This is a genomic window from Bartonella sp. P0282, assembly GCF_048452985.1.
GTDB classification, from domain to species: domain Bacteria; phylum Pseudomonadota; class Alphaproteobacteria; order Rhizobiales; family Rhizobiaceae; genus Bartonella; species Bartonella choladocola.
Window position 1 is genome coordinate 500,642 of the sequence record NZ_WTFO01000002.1, and the last position, 18,010, is coordinate 518,651.

An 18,010-nucleotide genomic window follows, 5' to 3' on the forward strand; every position below is an offset into this window, starting at 1 on the left:
GACGAGGATTTCAATCACCTAAACGCAATGTTTCGAGGAAAAATAAAACAGGTTTTAATTTGATGCACTATTATTGGAATTATCGGACAACATTTCTTTCACTTTCATCGCCAATTGTTTCAAAGTGAACGGTTTTGACAGAAAACCGAAGACCGCATCCGAAGGTAGATTTTTAGCAAAAGCATCCTTCGCATATCCCGATACAAACACAAACTTTATTTCGGGATATCTCTTTCGCATTTCGCCCAATAAAGTCGGACCGTCCATTTCCGGCATAACGACGTCCGATACAACGAGATCGACTGCTCCGTTATGCTCTGCAATAATGTCGAGTGCTTCCAGCCCGTTTTCGGCTTCCAGAACAGTATATCCACGTGATTGCAATGCACGCACACCCCCCATTCGCACCGCTGCCTCATCTTCTACCAACAGCACAGTTGCTGTTCCCGAAAGATCTGCGTTTTTTTCGATTGGCGATTTGGCCGGCTCTGTCGGCTTTTGAGTGTTTTGAGTGTTTTCAGCGACAAAACGCGGCAAAAAGATACGGAACCTTGTACCCTTCCCTTCTTCACTTTCACAATAAATATAACCACCGGTCTGCTTGACAATGCCGTAAACCATAGAAAGGCCGAGGCCAGTCCCTTTGCCGACCTCTTTTGTCGTAAAGAATGGCTCGAACATTTTATCCTGAACAGCTTTGGGAATACCGGTTCCCGTATCCTCCACGTCGAGTTCGACATAATCACCGGCGTTAAGGCCGTTAAAGGCAAGATTGGCTATTTTTTGTCGTGGCATATTTGTTGTTGTAATCGTAATTGTTCCGCCTTTAGGCATTGCATCTCTGGCATTGATGACAAGGTTCATCAGAACACGTTGAAATGATGCCTGATCGACTTTTACATTCCAAAGATCGCGCCCGTGATTGAATTTCAAATGTATGTTGCTTCCAAGAAGAGGCATTAAAAGATTTCTTACATCCGATAATAGTTCGGTAAAATCGACGACTTCGGGACGGAGTGTTTGTCGGCGTGAAAATGCCAATAATTGTTGGACAAGCGAAGCCGCCCGATTGGCATTGTTCTTGATATTGATGAGATCCGCATGAGCCGGATCGGAACTCCTGTGACTTGCCAATAGAAGATCGCAAGACATAATGATCGCGGTCAAAACATTGTTAAAATCGTGGGCTATGCCACCAGCAAGTTGACCGACTGCCTGTAACTTTTGCCCTTGCGCCATCTTGTCTTCCAGCGTTTTTTGAGCTGTCGTCTCAATCACTGATAAAATGGCTATTTCTTTGTCAGACTGGTCGATTTCTTTCGATAGACCTAAAAAATACAGCCGGAAATGCCGGTTTTCATTCGTTGCAAGGCTAACCTCTGTGGTCAAGCTGCCATGCCCGTCTTGCGATATTTTCCGAATGATTTCGCCAATGTCACGTTTACCGGACTCGCTGAAAAACCCGATAAGTGATTTTTTGCCGCTATCATCGTTTTTTATATCGAATAGTTCATGAAAAGGCTTGTTGATTGCAAACAAAGTTCCATCGCGACCAATTGTGGCAAGTGCAAGAGGCGAATAGTTGAAATAATAACGGAAAATGTCCGACGTTGCTGGCAATACATTTATTGAATCTGCTTGGCCTTCGGCAGGAATAAACACAAGACGACAAAATGTTTCATCCTCGCCTTCGCTTGTTTGGCTTGCAGCGAGAGCCAGGAAAGTCTTGTGCCTATCTTCACGATTACGCCATTCAATGTGGAAACGATGATTATTCCCACCCTCTTTCATATGTTGCTTTAATTGTGACCACGTTTCTCCATAATCACCCGATTTGAAGAGGCTGTCGAAAGTCAATTCGCCCCTCTTGAATTTTGACAAGTCAATATTCAACGCATTCGCCAATGTGGCGTTGATGTAGAGAACGGAGCCATTTTGGTCGACTGATAAAAAACCGGCAGGTGACTGGTCCAGATAATTGATCGCTTCCTGAAGATTCCGGAAAAGCGGCGCGTACATATCACGGGCAAAACCAATATCTTGAAGCCTCCATAAGAGACATAAAACACCTTCCCGTTTTACCGGTCTAACTGTCAAATTGTACCAGCTTTGAGTTTCTCCATTTGTTTCAGACCATAAGGGACGGGTTCCCTGCGCTTGCTCGCGCACCACTTCACCTGAAAGTGCTTTTGCAGTAAGCCGATAGATAAGTTGTTCGGCATTTTGCAGCGAAGAAAAAAGCGAAAAGACTGTTTTCGACTTGTCAAATTCTGTGAGGTTCCGGCATGCCGCGTTAGCGTTAATGATGTGACCGGATGCGTCGGTGAGAAGTAGTGCATCTTCCACCATATCGCCGGAAAGCCCGTCTCCCCCCCTGTCTTTTCTGTAAAACCGCTCGAATGTGCCAGATAAAAAGACAATAAGCACAGAAAATCCGATCAGTGCCAAAAACAGAAACATAATTTTGGCGGCAAAATCGAATTGACGATTCCGGACAAACACACCCCCAAACGCCATAGCAATTGAAACGAGTACAATAGCACCGGCAATAAGCTTTACAAATCGCTTATATTTTTCCGAAAAAACCAGTTTGTTATCCATTTCTTCCGGCTTCTTCATAATTCAGGACTGCCTCTGACATTTATTTTGATTCTTCGAGCTATTTTGCCCGAAAACACCCTATCCATGAAGCAATAATGATACGGTACGCAATTTTTCACAACAGTCCCGGCTCTGGCGACAACTCCAAATATTGGTGCATATTCTAAAAAACAACTTTCCATTCCTTTATAAGGCCTTCTTTGGTCTATAAATCTTCTGGCATAACTGTGAAAGAATGGATATGGTCACGTTCTTCCAATAGGAGATAGAGAAAGTATGCACGCTTGGTTAGAAAACCAGATCGGACAATCGGCTGCGAACATCATTACCAGCCTTGTGGTGCTCATCGTTGTTATCGCTGCAATCGCAATCACCATTTCGCTGTTACGCAAATTCAACAATGGTACATTTGTTGTTGGCGGAAAATCACGAACACCACGTCTATCGGTGCGTGACGCTGCCGCCGTTGATCGCACACGCCGACTTGTTCTGGTACGACGTGACAATGTCGAACATTTGTTGATGATTGGCGGACCTACCGATATCGTCATTGAAACAAATATCCAAATTGGCGAAATGGCAGGAAAAGAACCCGGTTTGTTCACGCCTACCGACAAATTGGCCGAAAATCCGCAGCCCGCACCGAGCTTTCGAGAAACAGGATTTACCAATCCGACGCCCGCCGAAAATACCCCTGTCCCGCCTTTGCAACATCGTGCCGATAATCGGTCCGCCTTGAAACCAAATCCCGCGCCCACCTCTCTTGATGCGTCCCCATCAGCCGGAAATTTCACAAATATTTCTCCCGAATTGAATATCCGCCCTGCCGATGAAAACAAAGTGGTTAATCGCAGCGTAGAACCGCCCGTTTTCTCGCCACGTGACCGTTCTGCAGCGGATTTTTCTCCTCTTCCGACGGGAAGAGTATCACCTCGTTTGCACGAAAAGCCGCCCGTTACGCCCGATTTTTCTCCGACTGTTAGAGATAGTACGATTGGTGCTGAAATAGAAGGTCGGCGCGATCCATCTCTTGGAACGGTGCAAAAAACGATTGATCCTGCGGTCAATCTCGACGACGATTTCGACCACATGTTTGAAGACGAGTTGAAAGACGCAATAAAAAACGAAAAACACTAAACTTGCGAAATATTTGCTTATTCGGGCGCTGAAAATGTTTGCTTGTTCAAGTGATTAAGCGGAACCAAAACCGTTTCGCGATATAACTACATTGTCATTCCTGTTTCGGGAAGAATGGTAACACCCATTTCCGTAAAAATGGCGAACACCTGCACTTGAACTGTTACGTCAAAAAGCTGCATGATCCGCATTTTCATCAACCAAAATGGGGCTTCCGATTTTATCTGTGTTTCATTGAAATTTGGAGTTCTACGCCATTTCATTTTTGGCAAATGTGTTCCGGTTATTTTCAAGTAAGCCATTTTTGAACAAAAATTTTAGCCGGCTCATTTCCGAAATCCAATATGGACGCACAAGAGCCTCGCGAACGGGATTTTTAATAAATGCGGTTACACAACCATTTCAATCAAATTGAATTTTCTCACTACGAATTTCATGCAGCAAATTATCCATAAAAACCGGATTTTGCCATCATCAGCCAATTTTGCTACCACTCGCCTGTCTAATCGAAGTCCCGCGGCTTTTGTGATATATCAAAGTGCTTAAATTCTTGCCGTAAACATCCCCATCACTTTAATTAAAACAAACAAGCCTGTGTCACACTTTGTTATGACACAGGCTGGGCTTAATTTTACTCTTCAGACGTTTTACTCGTCTTTATAAACTTTTTCACGTTTTTCATGGCGTTCTTGCGCTTCTATAGAAAGTGTCGCAATAGGACGCGCATCAAGACGCTTGATACTGATCGGCTCTCCGGTCTCCTCGCAATAACCATAAGTGCCATCATTCAGCCGTTCCAACGCTGCATCAATTTTTGCGATCAACTTTCTTTGCCGATCGCGAGCACGCAATTCTATTGCTCTATCCGTTTCGGATGACGCACGATCAGCCAAATCCGGTTGATTGGCGTTTTCTTCCTGTAAATTTTCGAGCGTTTCTCTCGCTTCGCGTAAAATGTCATTCTTCCAAGCTATAAGTTTAGCACGAAAATAGACTTTTTGCCTTTCACTCATGAAAGGCTCATCTTCGGTAGGATGATACTCAGCGTTCTGTGTTTCGCTCATATTCAAAGCCTCCACATGTTGTATGTGCGGCTCTATATATTGTGCAAAAAATTCTAACACAAGACAAAAAATAATTTTTCGTTCAAATTTTTAACATATTGATACTATAATAATTTATAAGAAAGTATAAACGATTATAAATTCATTTTTTTCAATTTTAAATTACAGGTTACTTTTTTTGTGATTAATAAATGGCTGGTTGTCTAAAAATGTTCATTGCTCTTATGCGCCACGGTGAAGCCGTAGGCACTGCGAAAACAGGAAAAGACATTGACCGTCCATTATCCGGAAAAGGCATTGCAAGCGCCAGAAAAATCGGAAAATTACTTGGAGAACACCATTTCCACCCACGCACAATCCTATGTTCTCCTGCCCTACGTACGCAACAAACACTGGATGCTCTGGAGCTTGATACAAGTATAAAAACCGATTTTATTCAAAAACTATATTATGGAAGTATCAACGACTATCTATCTCTTATTGAATCAACAACTGTAACGGGCTTTCCGCTATTATTGATCGGGCATAATCCTGTATTGAGCAACCTTGCTACAGAATTATGCAATCCGGCAAGCGTCAAGCTATCTTTACCGTTGTTTCTTGATACCGCCCATACGGCTTTGTTCGAGTTTTCTGATATTCCGGTAAAACAGCTTGCCGGACGGGGAAATCTCCTCACCATATTGAAACCGTAACACTTCCGATTATCTTGCACATATCAAGGTGATGCACCATATGCTTTAATTGTCCGGTTATTTGGTAAACAGATTTTCAACAATTGCAGGAATTTCGTTATTTGCCTTCATTAACATCATTAACTGACAAAGCTGCTATTGCGTTCGACACGTTGAGCGATCGCGCCAGAAGCGTTTTCAACCCTACGCTCAGGCTTGGTGTTACCGGTCTATCAAGAGCAGGAAAGACTGTCTTTATCACATCGCTCATCGAGAATCTGCTTCATGCCGGACGTTTGCCGGTTTTTGGCGTTACGCGTGAAGGTCGGCTCACAAGCGCCAAGCTCACTGAACAACCCGACAGCAGAATTGCCCGATTTGAATTTGAAAAACACATTGATTGTTTGGTCAATGACAAAAACTGGCCGCAATCGACACGTTCTCTTTCGCAACTCAGGTTGAAACTGCAATTTGTGCCCCGTTTGCAGACATTTTCAAGCTTCAGACAAACCAAACTCAATATTGATATTATTGATTATCCGGGCGAATGGCTTCTCGACTTGCCGCTGCTTGGCAAAAGCTACCGCACGTTCAGTGCCCAATCCATTGCAAGGGCTAACTCGCCCGCCCACAAACAACATGCGAAAGCCTGGTTGGGAGCAATCCAGAGCATCAATTTTTTGAACGAAGCCAATGAAAAAGACATTAAAACTTTGTCCGATAGTTTCAAAGCTTATCTACAAGCAGCGAAAAATTCCGGAAATATGATTTCTGCTCTTCCTCCGGGGCGGTTTTTAATACCGGGAGGTTTTGAAGGCGCACCGGTTCTCACTTTTTCTCCCCTTCCCGATTTGGGCATTGCCGAATTTCCCGAAAATTCAATCGCCAAAGTCATGGAACAACGATATGAAGCTTATAAAAATCTTGTTATAAAACCGTTTTTTCGCGATTACATCGCAAGGCTCGATCGTCAGGTCATTCTCGTTGATTCACTCGACGCTATTAATGGCGGAAGAGAGTCAATTCTTGAAATGCAAAACGCATTAAGTGAAATTCTTGTGTGTTTTCGCGCCGGCAGAAAGCATCTCATTAGTAATCTTGTACAACATAAAATCGACCGTATTCTGATAGCCGCAACGAAAGTTGATTATCTCCATCACGTCAATCATCAGAATCTTGAAAAAATTACCGGTGAAATCGTCGATGCCGCGTTAACCCAAGCCAAAATCAATGGTGTTTTGACGGATACAGTCGCACTCGCTTCATTGCGTTCCACAAAAGAAGGTACAAGTGAAAAAAATGGCGAAAGCTTGCCGGTGGTCATTGGTACGCCAATGAAAGGCGAAAAAATTGGCGATACCGTTTTTGATGGAAAAACCGAAACAGCCATCTTCCCTGGCGATCTTCCCCGATCCTTATCAGAACTGTTGAGTGAAGGGTGGCAAGACCGCCTCCAATTCGTTCGTTTTTTACCACCGGAACTTCGTGTGAATGAGCCATTTCCTCATATCCGTCTTGATCGGGCAATGGAATTTCTGTTTGGAGATTATCTCTTATGATTAACCGTAAACCACAGGCAATCAACGATCTCGAATCGGTTTCGGAAGACCGGAATGACCCGTTTATTGAAGAGGCTTTGGAAGAACTCGATCATCTCGATAATCCCGATTTCAAAAACAACGATTCTTCGGGACGTGGCATATCAAGCGGCAAAATATTTTTATTGTCGGTTCTATTGTTACTGATCTTAAGCCTCGGTCTGTGGGCCAACAACTTGATACGTTCGCTGTTTGAACAATACGAATATTTGGGGTTTATCGCACTTGCCATTACAATTGTCGGAACAATTGCGCTTTGCTTTTTTATCATCGGAGAAATACGCGCGATAATGCGGTTGGCTTCAGTCGATAAAATCAGGCAGAATGCCGAACAAGCTTCAAAAACCGATGATGCCAATCTCGCACGCCAATCAGTTGATGAATTGATAGGTTATACAATTCATAGCCCTTATAACGTCGCGGGACGAAAAGCGATGCAATTGCATCGTCAGGATATTATCGACGGCAAAGAGCTTATTCATCTCGCCGAATATGAAATCCTGCGACCACTCGACATAGAAGCACGCAAAATGATTCTCAATTCGGCCAAACGTGTTTCTGTTGTAACTGCCGTAAGCCCGCGTGCAATCATCGACCTTGGATATGTTCTTTATGAGGTCGTTGGCCTCATCCGGCGGCTTGCATGTCTTTACGGCGCACGGCCTGAGCGTTTCGGACTGATTTCTCTGATAAAGCGTGTGATTTCTCATCTTGCAGTAACAGGAACACTGGCGGTGGGTGACGGTTTGGTGGAACAGTTTATCGGACAAGGTCTGGCAACCCGCTTATCGGCCAGATTGGGAGAAGGTGTGGTAAACGGCTTGCTTACGACCCGTATTGGAATCGCGACAATGGATGCGCTCCGCCCATTCCCGTTCGATGGCGAGAAACGCCCCGGAATTAGCGATTTTACCGGTGATCTTATTGGACTAAGCCGACATAACACCAAAGAAAAGCCGAAAAAACTGTCAGACGACGAAGATAAAAAATAAAGAATTAACCATTTTTTCCCATAATGGCACGCAACGATAGCCTGCTTGGCAGGAATTTATCTTTTTCTATCAGCGTTTGAGTAAAAGGCAGAGTAACGCCATTATGAAAAAAATTGTATCGGCTTTTGTTGGATTGACTGTCGCCACATATTCTATGGTTGCGACAAGTCGTGCCGCCGACAGTGATGTCGACTTCTTCCGTTCGATTGAAGGAAGCTGGGCCGGACCGGGTGAAGTAATTGCGGGAAAATATAAAGGAACAAAATTTACCTGCACTTTCGCCGGTACTTCGGAGGTTACCCAAGTAGGTATGACACTTGATGGCAATTGCCGTGTCGGCGTTTTTTCCCAGCCGATGAAGGCAACCGTTTTGCGGGGGCCGTCCGGCTTTTCAGGCGAGTTCAATGACGGTTCAAAGGGAGATGGTCTGGATGTCATTTCCGGTAAAGTCGGTGCCGACAGGATGGTTTTCGGGCTTAACCGGAAACAATTGAACGGCGCCATGATGGCTCGTCTTGAAGACAAAAACTCGATGAATATTACCGTTTCCGTCAAAATCGAGGACGACCTTATTCCGGTAGTCGGAATGAAACTCAAGCGGACAGGTGATGTGACGCGTAATTTTGCCAAAAAATAACAATGAACACCTATGGTCTTGAACGAGCATGGCAGCAGATTATTTCGGTCGTCGCTCTTAGAGTAATGGCAAAGTACGATAAGAACGATCAAGATACATTAAAGCATCAATGCCCGGATGTTTTTTAACCGCCACAACTTCTCCAATCAGAACGTAATGGGTGGCGTGGACGTGCCATCCTACCAACTGGCAATCCAATGCGACAAGTGCATCTGTCAAAACGGGTGAACCGGTTTTTAATGTCTGCCAGTTGGCATGTGCAAAGCGTTGTTGCTGGGTTAATCCGCCGCGACCGGCGAAAATATCGGATAACGCCTTGTGTTGCCCGCCCAGTGTATTGACACAAAACTTTTCGTTTTCAATGAAAAACCTGTTGTCTTCGTGCTGGCGCATGAGGCAGACTAAAACAGTCGGGGGATTATCCGAAAGCGAACAACAGGCCGAAATGGTAACCCCGCGCTTTTTATTTGTACCATTTGTCGTTACAATATGAACGGCACCGGCAAAATGGCTCATAGCATCCCGATATTCAACGGGAGAAACTGTGACAATCGGCTTTTCTGACGATATTAAATGTGTCGAATGTTCTGTCATAATTCAAATTTCACATTTGCCGGATCGGCATATTTGGTGTTTTTTGTTAATATTTACGGTGCATTAGTATGCAAAATTTTCGCAAAATGCTAGCAATCTCGGTTAAAATAACCCGATAATAAAAGTGTTCACCTGTGGATCGGCTGCTAAAAGCGGGTTTTAACCTTTGAAACACCGTGATAGGAAGCATCAGCCGAGGAGATTGATATGGCTTGCCAACAAATAATTGCCCCCTCTATTCTTGCTTCGGACTTTTCGCGTCTTGGTGAGGAGATTACCGATGTGATGGATGCCGGAGCGGATTGGGTTCATGTCGATGTGATGGATGGGCATTTTGTTCCCAATATAACATTCGGGCCTGACGTAGTGAAAGCAATCCGGCCGGTTACAGATGCGGTTTTTGATGTTCACCTGATGATTTCACCGGTTGACGCCTATCTTGAAAGCTTCGCCAAAGCCGGCGCGGATATTATAACGGTTCACGCAGAATCCACTCCCCATCCACACCGTTCCCTACAGGCAATCAGAGCATTGGGGAAAAAAGCCGGAATTTCTTTAAACCCTGGCACACCGGAAAGTTCCATCGAATATCTGTTGGATCAAATTGATCTTGTTCTTGTTATGACGGTCAATCCCGGGTTTGGCGGGCAAAGTTTCATCCCTGCAATGGTTGAAAAAATTAAAAAAATCAAAGCTATGATAGGCGAACGCCCGATAACACTGGAAGTTGATGGTGGAATTACAACCGATACGATCCAAAGCACTGCAAAAGCCGGCGCTAATGCTTTTGTTGCCGGTTCTGCCATATTCAAAAATGGCAATAAGGAAATTTATAAATCACGCATAGAAGCCTTGCGAAAAGCGGCTGGAAACTGAAATATAAGGAACTCGATCATGATACCGCGTTATTCCCGTCCTGAAATGGTCACCATCTGGTCGCCAGAAACAAAATACCGCATCTGGTTCGAGATTGAAGCACATGCTTGCACTGCTCTTGCCAAACTCGGCGTTATCCCTGAAGAGGCTGCCAAAAATATATGGGAAAAGGGAAGCAAAGCAAAATTCGATGTAGCGAGAATTCAGGAAATCGAAGCTGTTACCAAGCATGATGTGATTGCCTTTTTAACCCATCTTGCCGAGTTTATCGGTCCGGATTCGCGTTTTGTCCATCAGGGCATGACCTCTTCGGATGTCCTTGATACGACCCTCAACGTTCAACTGATGCGCGCTTCCGATATTCTTATCAAGGATATGGATGGCCTGCTTGCCGCGTTAAAAAAACGTGCTTTTGAATATAAAGATACGGTTACGATTGGCCGCAGTCACGGCATTCACGCAGAACCGACAACATTCGGATTGAAACTTGCCTATGCTTATGCGGAATTTTCACGTTGTCGGGCACGACTCGTTGCAGCAAAAGAAGAAATTTCCACTTGCGCAATATCCGGAGCAGTCGGGACATTCGCCAATATTGATCCCCGTGTGGAAGACTATGTAGCCAAGCAGTTGGGAATGCGTCCGGAACCGATTTCGACACAAATTATTCCACGTGACCGGCACGCTATGTTTTTTGCAACACTCGGAGTAATCGCCTCTTCTGTGGAACGCCTTGCAATAGAAATTCGTCACTTGCAGAGAACAGAAGTCCTTGAGGCGGAAGAATTCTTCTCTCCCGGTCAAAAGGGTTCTTCTGCAATGCCACATAAACGCAACCCTGTTCTCACGGAAAATTTGACCGGTCTTGCACGTATGATTCGTTCATTCTCGCTCCCCGCCATGGAAGATGTGGCATTATGGCACGAACGTGACATTTCCCACTCGTCGGTTGAACGTTTTATTGGTCCTGATGCAACAATCACTCTTGATTTTGCGTTGGCACGACTTACTTCGGTCATTGATAAACTGCTCGTTTATCCTGAAAATATGATGAAAAACTTGAACAAATTTCATGGGTTGGTAAATTCGCAACGCGTACTTCTGGCTTTGACACAAAAAGGCGTAAGCCGCGAAGACGCTTATCGGATGGTACAGCGCAACGCTATGCAGGTCTGGGAACACGGTAAGGATTTTCTTCAGGAACTGCTTGCAGATCCGGATGTCCGCCGTGTTTTGAGTGAAGAAGAGATTCGAGAAAAATTCGATCTCGGTTACCACACAAAACATGTTGATACGATTTTCCATCGTGTTTTCGGATAATGCAATCCGGCTTGATTTCAGCCAATTCGGCTGTCGATCAGTATTTTTGTGACGATTTTGCATTGATACCGGGACCGGTTTGAATGAATCAGTCTGCGGGATTTCGTAGTGTTTCCGGATAATCCGGTAAAACTGGCCAAGAGGTTTTTAATGAAAGCAAATGAGCTAGATATCCTCATCGTTCCCGGCTATCAGGGATCGGGTCCCGATCATTGGCAAACGCGTTGGGAACAAAAGCTTTCAACAGCCCATCGTGTCGAACAGGCTGAATGGTCGAAGCCTGTTCGCGAAGATTGGACACGGGAATTGATAAAAGAAGTCGAAGCGGCTCAAAAACCCGTTGTTATCGTCGCCCATTCTCTCGGCGTACCGACGTTCATTCTATCTGTCCCCTTTCTTGGTAAGAAAGTTCGCGGGGCTTTTCTTGTTGCACCTCCGGATGTGGCAAATCCGGATATTCGCCCGAAGCACCTCATGACGTTCGGGCCATATCCGAGAGAACGTTTGCCATTTCCTTCGATTGTTATCGCCAGTCGCAACGACGAATATTGCGACTTTGCTGTTGCCGAAGACATTGCAAAAGATTGGGGATCATTGTTTATTGACGCAGGCGACGCCGGACATATCAATTCTGCTTCCGGATACGGACCATGGCCGGAAGGACTGATGGTGTTTTCCCAATTTCTTGCAAAACTCTGATTTGGGAAAATAGCAAATTTAAAGAATGTCTTTAACTAATACTAAAACAACAGACGCAAAATCATTTTTATATTGATAAATATTGTCAACTATTATGCACGTGTTCGATGGATTCTTTTAAAAGTTGAGCCATTTTTTTGCGCAAGTCGGCTTCATTGATTGAAACATTTGTTGCGTGAAAATCCTGCATAATTTTTTGAATAACGTGTTGTTCTTTATCAGGATGGAATGCCGCCTTGACGACTTCCTTGGCATATTGATCGGCCGCATCACCTGTTTTACCGAGAAGGTCGGCTGCCCACAAACCGATCATGCGGTTGCGCTGGGCATTGGCTTTAAAACGAAGTTCCTCATCGATCATAAATTTGTGCTCAAAAGCGTCCGCACGCTCTTTCATCCCGTCCATGAGACTCTCTCCTAATTTTTGCCATGATCCGGCTCACGGGCATGTTTTTGCAACATTTAAATCCTGTTAGCAATAGTATAGTGGAAATTAACTTGTATCAAAACCGGAATTTTCAGTGTCTATTAACAAGAGATCATTGTGAAAGTCTCTGAATTGAGCTAGTGAAACAGCGAGCTAATTTATCCGGTTAATTTAAGGAAAAAGCCATGAACCGTCGTCACCGCATTTATGAAGGCAAAGCCAAGATTCTATATGAAGGGCCAGAGCCAGGTACATATATCCAGTTCTTTAAGGATGACGCTACTGCATTCAATGCGAAAAAACATGAGGTCATTGATGGTAAAGGAGTGTTAAATAACCGTATATCCGAATATATCTTTACCCAACTCGCACGCATTGGAATTCCAACCCACTTCATAAAACGCGTCAACATGCGCGAGCAGCTTATCAAGGCTGTTGATATGGTTCCGCTGGAAGTCGTAGTGAGAAATATTGCCGCAGGGTCTTTATCGAAACGTTTGGGTATCGAGGAAGGCACTCCCCTTCCCCAGTCGATTATCGAGTTCTATTATAAAAAAGACAAGCTTGATGATCCGATGGTTTCCGAGGAACATATTACGGCATTTGGCTGGGCCACTCCTGCCGAACTCGAAGATATTATGCAGCTATCAATCCGGATCAACGACTTTTTGACAGGGTTGTTTGTGGGCGTCGGTATCGAACTCGTCGACTTTAAAATGGAATTCGGTCGGTTGTGGGAAGGCGACGTAATGCATATTGTGCTGGCAGATGAAATTTCACCCGATTCATCAAGGCTTTGGGACATCAACACCAAAGAAAAAATGGATAAAGACCGATTCCGCCGCGATATGGGTGGTTTGATTGAAGCCTATCAGGAAGTTGCAAAAAGGCTTGGAATCATGAATGAGAATGAACAGCCTCGGCCGAACGGCCCCGTTCTGGTAAAATAATTCGTCGGGCGGCTTAAAAAAGCCGCCTTAGCTTTTGGCAAAAGATACGCAGGAATAAAAGATGAAAGCGCGCGTAACCGTCACTCTAAAGGCAGGCGTTCTCGACCCTCAGGGAAAAGCTATTGTCGGTGCGCTGGATAGCCTTGATTTTAAAGGTGTCCAGTCGGTAAGACAGGGCAAAGTCTTCGATATAGTACTTGATGACCTGCCACAGGACAAAGCAAAAAAGCAATTAACCGAGATGTGCGAACAATTACTCGCCAACACAGTCATCGAGAATTATCAGATAGAACTTTTATAATCGGAAACGGATATTGGAATGAAAACTGCTGTTATCCAGTTACCCGGACTAAATCGCGACCGTGATATGATTGACGCTCTACGACTGATTACGGGCGTAGAACCATTAAAAATCTGGCAGACGGAAACCACTATTCCGGATGTCGACCTTATCGTCATTCCGGGCGGGTTTTCTTACGGCGACTATTTGCGTTGCGGTGCTATTGCGGCGAGAATGCCGGTTATGGGCGCCATTTTCAAACATGCCGAACGCGGTACGAAAATCATCGGCGTATGCAACGGTTTCCAGATATTGGTCGAAGCAGGACTTCTTCCGGGCGTATTGATGCGCAACGCGTCTTTGCGTTTTGCCTGTCGCGAAATAAAGCTCCAAATCATTAATGAAAATACTGCTTTCTCGAAGGCCTATCGCAAAAACGAGATCATTCGTTGCCCGATTGCCCATCACGACGGCAATTATTATGCCGACAAAGATACCATAGATCGGTTAGAGGGAAACGGACAGGTTGTATTCCGTTACGCGGAAGGAACCAATCCGAACGGGTCTATCAATGATATTGCCGGCATCATTAATGAAAAAGGCAACATACTCGGCATGATGCCCCATCCGGAAGATCTGATCGAACCCGCCCATGGCGGAACAGATGGAAAAAGGCTTTTTACCAGTGCATTAGGAATTGCAGCATGAAAATCCGTATATTGACGACCTGTTCATTTCTGACACTTGTTTTGGGTATGAATGCCTGTACACAAAAAGCCGGTCCCGGCAACATTGAATTGGCAAGCGGACAGCCTGCCCTTAAAACAATGGAACATGTTGCACAAACAGCAAACCGTTGTTGGTTCAAATCTGATAAAGCAGAATTCAAACGCTATGGTTTTGAACCGGAGCTACAGTCCTATTCCGGCCGCCCGCGTATGTTGATTGTTCCGAAGAGCACACCGGGCGGAAAACCGGTATTGGTTGTTGAAGCAGAAGGCAATCCTGCGAGAGTTTCAGTCTATGGCCCGCTGATGGCAGCCCCCCAAGGCAACGCAATCGGTGAAGATATTGACCGCTGGGTCAAAGGCGATAACCAGTGTTGATGAAACGATTATCGACATTGAAACGAAATATGTTTGATGGAGCCGTTCAATGAGCGTGAAAAACGACATTGCCATTACACCCGAAATTATTGCAGCTCACGGGCTGAAACCCGACGAATACGGGCGCATCCTCGAACTTGTCGGGCGTGAACCGTCATTCACGGAACTTGGAATTTTTTCAGCAATGTGGAACGAACATTGCTCTTATAAATCTTCCAAAAAATGGCTCCGTACCCTACCCACTGAAGGTGATTGTGTGATTCAAGGCCCCGGTGAAAATGCCGGTGTTGTCGATATAGGTGACGGCGAGTGCGTTGTTTTCAAAATGGAGAGCCATAATCACCCCTCCTATATTGAACCATATCAGGGCGCTGCAACCGGCGTTGGCGGCATTTTGCGTGACGTATTCACCATGGGAGCCCGTCCGGTTGCTGCAATGAATGCACTTCGCTTCGGTGCTCCCGATCATCCGCGCACAAGACATCTCGTTTCCGGCGTTGTTTCCGGTGTTGGCGGTTACGGCAACGCATTCGGCGTGCCTACCGTTGGCGGAGAGGTCAATTTTGATAAAAGCTATAATGGCAATATTCTGGTTAATGCATTCGCTGCCGGAATTGCAAAAACCAATGCGCTTTTCTACTCGAAAGCCGAAGGTGTCGGGCTTCCTGTTGTTTATCTCGGTGCCAAGACCGGTCGTGATGGCGTCGGCGGAGCCACTATGGCATCGGCCGAATTTGATGACACGATAGGTGAAAAACGCCCAACGGTTCAGGTCGGTGATCCGTTCACCGAAAAATGCTTGTTGGAAGCATGTTTGGAACTTATGGCTTCCGGTGCAGTCATTGCTATTCAGGATATGGGTGCAGCAGGACTTACCTGTTCTGCCGTCGAAATGGGCGCAAAAGGCGATCTTGGCATCGAACTTGATCTTGACCGCGTACCGGTTCGCGAAACCAATATGTCAGCTTATGAAATGATGCTTTCCGAAAGTCAGGAAAGAATGCTGATGATTTTGAAACCGGAGCTTGAAAAAGAAGCTTCTGCTATTTTCAAAAAATGGGGTCTCGATTTTGCTATAGTCGGGAAAACAACAGACGACTTACGTTTTCGTGTTCTCCAGCATGGAAAAGAGGTTGCCAACCTGCCGATCAAGGAATTGGGTGACGAAGCTCCGGAATATGATCGTCCATGGGTTAAGCCGCATGAAGCTTCGCCAGTCTCGCTCGCACAAATCAAACAGGTTGATCTTCAGGAAGCGTTACTGAAACTTGTCGGCTCCGCCGATCAAAGTTCAAGGCGCTGGGTCTATGAACAATATGATACCCTTATTCAGGGGAACAGTCTTGTACGTCCGGGAGCCGATGCAGGGGTTATCCGTGTCGAGGGCAATCCTCGCAAAGCACTTGCCTTTACCTCGGATGTCACACCGAGATATTGTCAGGCAGATCCATTTGAAGGTGGCAAACAGGCTGTAGCCGAATGTTGGCGCAATCTTTGTGCAACCGGTGCCAAGCCGCTTGCTTGTAGCGATAATCTGAATTTCGGTAATCCGGAAAAGCCTGAAATTATGGGACAGCTTGTTTATGCTATCAAAGGCATTGGCGAGGCTTGTAAAGCATTGCAATTCCCGATCGTTTCGGGAAATGTCTCGCTTTATAACGAAACCAATGGCGAAGGAATTTTACCGACGCCAACGATGGCCGGTGTCGGACTTATTGCTGACTGGCATAAAATGGCAAGAATCGACGGGATGAAGGATGATGATATTATCCTGCTCGTCGGGCGTTGCGGCTCCCACCTCGGCCAGTCAATTTATTTGCGTGACATTCTGGGGAAGGCAGAAGGAACCCCTCCTCCGGTTGATCTTGCAGAAGAAAAAAAGAATGGCAACTTTGTACGGAAATTGATTGAAAATAATGAAGTCGCTGCCTGTCATGATCTTTCCGACGGGGGCTTGGCAATTGCTCTGGCGGAAATGGTCATCAAATCCGGTCGCGGGGTAAAAATAAAACTGACTGGCAAAACGCCCGCACATGCCGAACTTTTCGGTGAAGATCAGGCACGTTATCTGATTGCTGTTAACAGTGAGAAACTCGACCAATTAAAACAGCAGGCAAAAGATTCGGGCGTGGAATTGACCGAATTGGGAACAGTGGTTGGCGACAAACTTGTTGTCCAAGAGCATATCGAATTATCTGCAAAAGACCTTGAAAATGCTTATGAAAGCTGGTTTCCGGATTTTATGGAAAATAAATAACAAAACGTCGATTAGTAACCCGGCTTGTGCTATTCTGGCCGCCTGAAAACAGAGGAGACGCATTATGGCAATGGACGCACACGAGATTGAAAAACTCATTCGTGATGGCATTCCCGATGCCAAAGTGACAATCCGCGATCTCGCCGGTGATGGCGAACATTATGCAGCCGAAGTTGTCGCTGAAAGCTTTCGTGGCAAAAACCGTGTAGAACAACACCAGATGGTCTATAACGCTTTGAAAGGCAATATGGGCGGCGTTCTTCATGCGCTGGCGTTGCAAACCAGTGTGCCGACCGATGGGCGCGATTAAAAGCATCCCGATATGGGGGCTTGTGTCGCCTTCTCTTTGACCATACATATAACTGGATTTATCGATAGCCTTTCAAGGCTTAGACGGAAGGAATTGAAATGACAGCTGCCCGCGATTTTATTGATAACGAAGTCAAATCTAACGATATTGTGCTTTTTATGAAAGGTACACCTGGTTTCCCACAGTGTGGTTTTTCCGGACAAGTTGTACAGATTCTGGATTACCTTGGGCTTGATTATAAGGGAGTCAACGTTCTGACATCGGACGAATTGCGTCAGGCAATTAAAGAATATTCCAATTGGCCGACTATACCGCAACTTTATGTCAAGGGTGAATTTGTCGGTGGTTGCGACATTGTCCGCGAGATGTTCCAGAATGGTGAATTGCAAAATTTGCTTGAAGAGAAAGGCATTGCTGTTAAAACTGCATGAAATCACATTTGGACTATTGCATTTTTATCATTGTGCCGGTCTTATGATCGGCACTTT

20 protein-coding genes are annotated in these 18,010 nt (G+C 45.3%); 15 read left to right on the forward strand and 5 right to left on the reverse strand.

The window, feature by feature from the left end; genetic code table 11:
* Positions 1 to 54: 54 nt before the first annotated feature.
* A complete protein-coding gene (locus GQS64_RS07495; RefSeq protein ID WP_198231151.1) occupies positions 55 to 2,619 on the reverse strand; it encodes a hybrid sensor histidine kinase/response regulator in 2,565 nt (854 codons plus the stop codon).
* A gap of 258 nt (positions 2,620 to 2,877) precedes the next feature.
* On the opposite strand from GQS64_RS07495, the gene GQS64_RS07500 reads away from it, so the two are divergent.
* Positions 2,878 to 3,738, forward strand: coding sequence for a flagellar biosynthetic protein FliO (locus GQS64_RS07500; protein ID WP_246798520.1), 861 nt, complete (start codon positions 2,878 to 2,880; stop codon positions 3,736 to 3,738).
* 86 nt (positions 3,739 to 3,824) lie between these two features.
* Here GQS64_RS07500 and GQS64_RS07505 read toward each other — a convergent pair whose 3' ends face one another.
* On the reverse strand, positions 3,825 to 4,001 hold the full coding sequence (locus tag GQS64_RS07505; RefSeq protein ID WP_198231152.1) for a hypothetical protein: 177 nt from the start codon (positions 3,999 to 4,001) through the stop codon (positions 3,825 to 3,827).
* 384 nt (positions 4,002 to 4,385) lie between these two features.
* Entirely contained in the window at positions 4,386 to 4,802 is a 417-nt protein-coding gene (gene dksA, locus GQS64_RS07510; protein WP_075870874.1) for an RNA polymerase-binding protein DksA, read from the reverse strand.
* 191 nt (positions 4,803 to 4,993) lie between these two features.
* Here dksA and GQS64_RS07515 point away from each other — a divergent pair, with 191 nt between their 5' ends.
* From GQS64_RS07515 to GQS64_RS07530, 4 genes are all read left to right on the forward strand, one after another.
* The gene (locus GQS64_RS07515) at positions 4,994 to 5,497 is read left to right on the forward strand and encodes a SixA phosphatase family protein (RefSeq protein WP_198231153.1); all 504 of its coding nucleotides are present in this window, start codon (positions 4,994 to 4,996) and stop codon (positions 5,495 to 5,497) included.
* A 101-nt stretch (positions 5,498 to 5,598) separates the two neighbouring features.
* Entirely contained in the window at positions 5,599 to 7,035 is a 1,437-nt protein-coding gene (locus tag GQS64_RS07520; RefSeq protein WP_198231154.1) for a YcjX family protein, read from the forward strand.
* Complete coding sequence (locus GQS64_RS07525) at positions 7,032 to 8,066, forward strand: YcjF family protein (RefSeq protein WP_198231155.1); 1,035 nt, start codon at positions 7,032 to 7,034, stop codon at positions 8,064 to 8,066. The genes GQS64_RS07520 and GQS64_RS07525 overlap by 4 nt, the downstream gene beginning before the upstream one ends.
* 103 nt (positions 8,067 to 8,169) lie before the next feature.
* Positions 8,170 to 8,703 (forward strand): hypothetical protein, encoded by a 534-nt coding sequence (locus GQS64_RS07530; protein ID WP_077992302.1) that lies wholly within the window; start codon positions 8,170 to 8,172, stop codon positions 8,701 to 8,703.
* 57 nt (positions 8,704 to 8,760) lie between these two features.
* Here the strand turns inward: GQS64_RS07530 and GQS64_RS07535 are convergent, their stop codons facing one another.
* Positions 8,761 to 9,297: a flavin reductase gene (locus tag GQS64_RS07535; protein ID WP_077992303.1), complete on the reverse strand. Its 537-nt coding sequence runs from the start codon at positions 9,295 to 9,297 to the stop codon at positions 8,761 to 8,763.
* Positions 9,298 to 9,504: 207 nt separating this feature from the next.
* Here GQS64_RS07535 and rpe point away from each other — a divergent pair, with 207 nt between their 5' ends.
* The 3 genes from rpe to GQS64_RS07550 all read left to right on the forward strand — a co-directional run bounded on the left by rpe (position 9,505) and on the right by GQS64_RS07550 (position 12,192).
* On the forward strand, positions 9,505 to 10,173 hold the full coding sequence (rpe, locus tag GQS64_RS07540) for a ribulose-phosphate 3-epimerase (protein ID WP_198231156.1): 669 nt from the start codon (positions 9,505 to 9,507) through the stop codon (positions 10,171 to 10,173).
* 18 nt (positions 10,174 to 10,191) lie between these two features.
* Positions 10,192 to 11,493, forward strand: a complete 1,302-nt coding sequence (gene purB / locus GQS64_RS07545) for an adenylosuccinate lyase (RefSeq protein WP_198231157.1) — start codon at positions 10,192 to 10,194, stop codon at positions 11,491 to 11,493.
* Between the two features lie 150 nt (positions 11,494 to 11,643).
* Positions 11,644 to 12,192, forward strand: a complete 549-nt coding sequence (locus GQS64_RS07550) for an RBBP9/YdeN family alpha/beta hydrolase (protein ID WP_198231158.1) — start codon at positions 11,644 to 11,646, stop codon at positions 12,190 to 12,192.
* 85 nt (positions 12,193 to 12,277) lie between these two features.
* On the opposite strand, the gene GQS64_RS07555 is transcribed toward GQS64_RS07550, so the two are convergent.
* Complete coding sequence (locus GQS64_RS07555; RefSeq protein ID WP_198231159.1) at positions 12,278 to 12,598, reverse strand: DUF1476 domain-containing protein; 321 nt, start codon at positions 12,596 to 12,598, stop codon at positions 12,278 to 12,280.
* 206 nt (positions 12,599 to 12,804) lie between these two features.
* On the opposite strand from GQS64_RS07555, the gene purC reads away from it, so the two are divergent.
* The 7 genes from purC to grxD all read left to right on the forward strand — a co-directional run bounded on the left by purC (position 12,805) and on the right by grxD (position 17,953).
* Entirely contained in the window at positions 12,805 to 13,569 is a 765-nt protein-coding gene (purC, locus tag GQS64_RS07560) for a phosphoribosylaminoimidazolesuccinocarboxamide synthase (protein ID WP_077992311.1), read from the forward strand.
* A gap of 61 nt (positions 13,570 to 13,630) precedes the next feature.
* Positions 13,631 to 13,870, forward strand: a complete 240-nt coding sequence (gene purS, locus GQS64_RS07565) for a phosphoribosylformylglycinamidine synthase subunit PurS (RefSeq protein WP_077992313.1) — start codon at positions 13,631 to 13,633, stop codon at positions 13,868 to 13,870.
* An 18-nt stretch (positions 13,871 to 13,888) separates the two neighbouring features.
* Positions 13,889 to 14,557, forward strand: coding sequence for a phosphoribosylformylglycinamidine synthase subunit PurQ (gene purQ / locus GQS64_RS07570; RefSeq protein ID WP_077992315.1), 669 nt, complete (start codon positions 13,889 to 13,891; stop codon positions 14,555 to 14,557).
* A complete protein-coding gene (locus GQS64_RS07575; protein ID WP_077992317.1) occupies positions 14,554 to 14,955 on the forward strand; it encodes a hypothetical protein in 402 nt (133 codons plus the stop codon). The genes purQ and GQS64_RS07575 overlap by 4 nt, the downstream gene beginning before the upstream one ends.
* A 49-nt stretch (positions 14,956 to 15,004) precedes the next feature.
* The gene (purL, locus tag GQS64_RS07580) at positions 15,005 to 17,212 is read left to right on the forward strand and encodes a phosphoribosylformylglycinamidine synthase subunit PurL (protein WP_198231160.1); all 2,208 of its coding nucleotides are present in this window, start codon (positions 15,005 to 15,007) and stop codon (positions 17,210 to 17,212) included.
* Positions 17,213 to 17,276: 64 nt separating this feature from the next.
* Complete coding sequence (locus tag GQS64_RS07585; RefSeq protein ID WP_077992321.1) at positions 17,277 to 17,522, forward strand: BolA/IbaG family iron-sulfur metabolism protein; 246 nt, start codon at positions 17,277 to 17,279, stop codon at positions 17,520 to 17,522.
* A gap of 98 nt (positions 17,523 to 17,620) precedes the next feature.
* Positions 17,621 to 17,953, forward strand: a complete 333-nt coding sequence (grxD, locus tag GQS64_RS07590; protein ID WP_077992322.1) for a Grx4 family monothiol glutaredoxin — start codon at positions 17,621 to 17,623, stop codon at positions 17,951 to 17,953.
* Positions 17,954 to 18,010 lie beyond the last annotated feature (57 nt).

What these genes read in the sequence shown, in the direction of transcription:
- GQS64_RS07495 (WP_198231151.1), bottom strand. Translation starts at nt 2,619, where the DNA reads ATGAAGAAGCCGGAAGAAATGGATAACAAACTGGTTTTTTCGGAAAAA.
- GQS64_RS07500 (WP_246798520.1), top strand. Translation starts at nt 2,878, where the DNA reads ATGCACGCTTGGTTAGAAAACCAGATCGGACAATCGGCTGCGAACATC.
- GQS64_RS07505 (WP_198231152.1), bottom strand. Translation starts at nt 4,001, where the DNA reads ATGAAATGGCGTAGAACTCCAAATTTCAATGAAACACAGATAAAATCG.
- dksA (WP_075870874.1), bottom strand. Translation starts at nt 4,802, where the DNA reads ATGAGCGAAACACAGAACGCTGAGTATCATCCTACCGAAGATGAGCCT.
- GQS64_RS07515 (WP_198231153.1), top strand. Translation starts at nt 4,994, where the DNA reads ATGGCTGGTTGTCTAAAAATGTTCATTGCTCTTATGCGCCACGGTGAA.
- GQS64_RS07525 (WP_198231155.1), top strand. Translation starts at nt 7,032, where the DNA reads ATGATTAACCGTAAACCACAGGCAATCAACGATCTCGAATCGGTTTCG.
- GQS64_RS07530 (WP_077992302.1), top strand. Translation starts at nt 8,170, where the DNA reads ATGAAAAAAATTGTATCGGCTTTTGTTGGATTGACTGTCGCCACATAT.
- GQS64_RS07535 (WP_077992303.1), bottom strand. Translation starts at nt 9,297, where the DNA reads ATGACAGAACATTCGACACATTTAATATCGTCAGAAAAGCCGATTGTC.
- rpe (WP_198231156.1), top strand. Translation starts at nt 9,505, where the DNA reads ATGGCTTGCCAACAAATAATTGCCCCCTCTATTCTTGCTTCGGACTTT.
- purB (WP_198231157.1), top strand. Translation starts at nt 10,192, where the DNA reads ATGATACCGCGTTATTCCCGTCCTGAAATGGTCACCATCTGGTCGCCA.
- GQS64_RS07550 (WP_198231158.1), top strand. Translation starts at nt 11,644, where the DNA reads ATGAAAGCAAATGAGCTAGATATCCTCATCGTTCCCGGCTATCAGGGA.
- GQS64_RS07555 (WP_198231159.1), bottom strand. Translation starts at nt 12,598, where the DNA reads ATGGACGGGATGAAAGAGCGTGCGGACGCTTTTGAGCACAAATTTATG.
- purC (WP_077992311.1), top strand. Translation starts at nt 12,805, where the DNA reads ATGAACCGTCGTCACCGCATTTATGAAGGCAAAGCCAAGATTCTATAT.
- purS (WP_077992313.1), top strand. Translation starts at nt 13,631, where the DNA reads ATGAAAGCGCGCGTAACCGTCACTCTAAAGGCAGGCGTTCTCGACCCT.
- purQ (WP_077992315.1), top strand. Translation starts at nt 13,889, where the DNA reads ATGAAAACTGCTGTTATCCAGTTACCCGGACTAAATCGCGACCGTGAT.
- GQS64_RS07575 (WP_077992317.1), top strand. Translation starts at nt 14,554, where the DNA reads ATGAAAATCCGTATATTGACGACCTGTTCATTTCTGACACTTGTTTTG.
- purL (WP_198231160.1), top strand. Translation starts at nt 15,005, where the DNA reads ATGAGCGTGAAAAACGACATTGCCATTACACCCGAAATTATTGCAGCT.
- GQS64_RS07585 (WP_077992321.1), top strand. Translation starts at nt 17,277, where the DNA reads ATGGCAATGGACGCACACGAGATTGAAAAACTCATTCGTGATGGCATT.
- grxD (WP_077992322.1), top strand. Translation starts at nt 17,621, where the DNA reads ATGACAGCTGCCCGCGATTTTATTGATAACGAAGTCAAATCTAACGAT.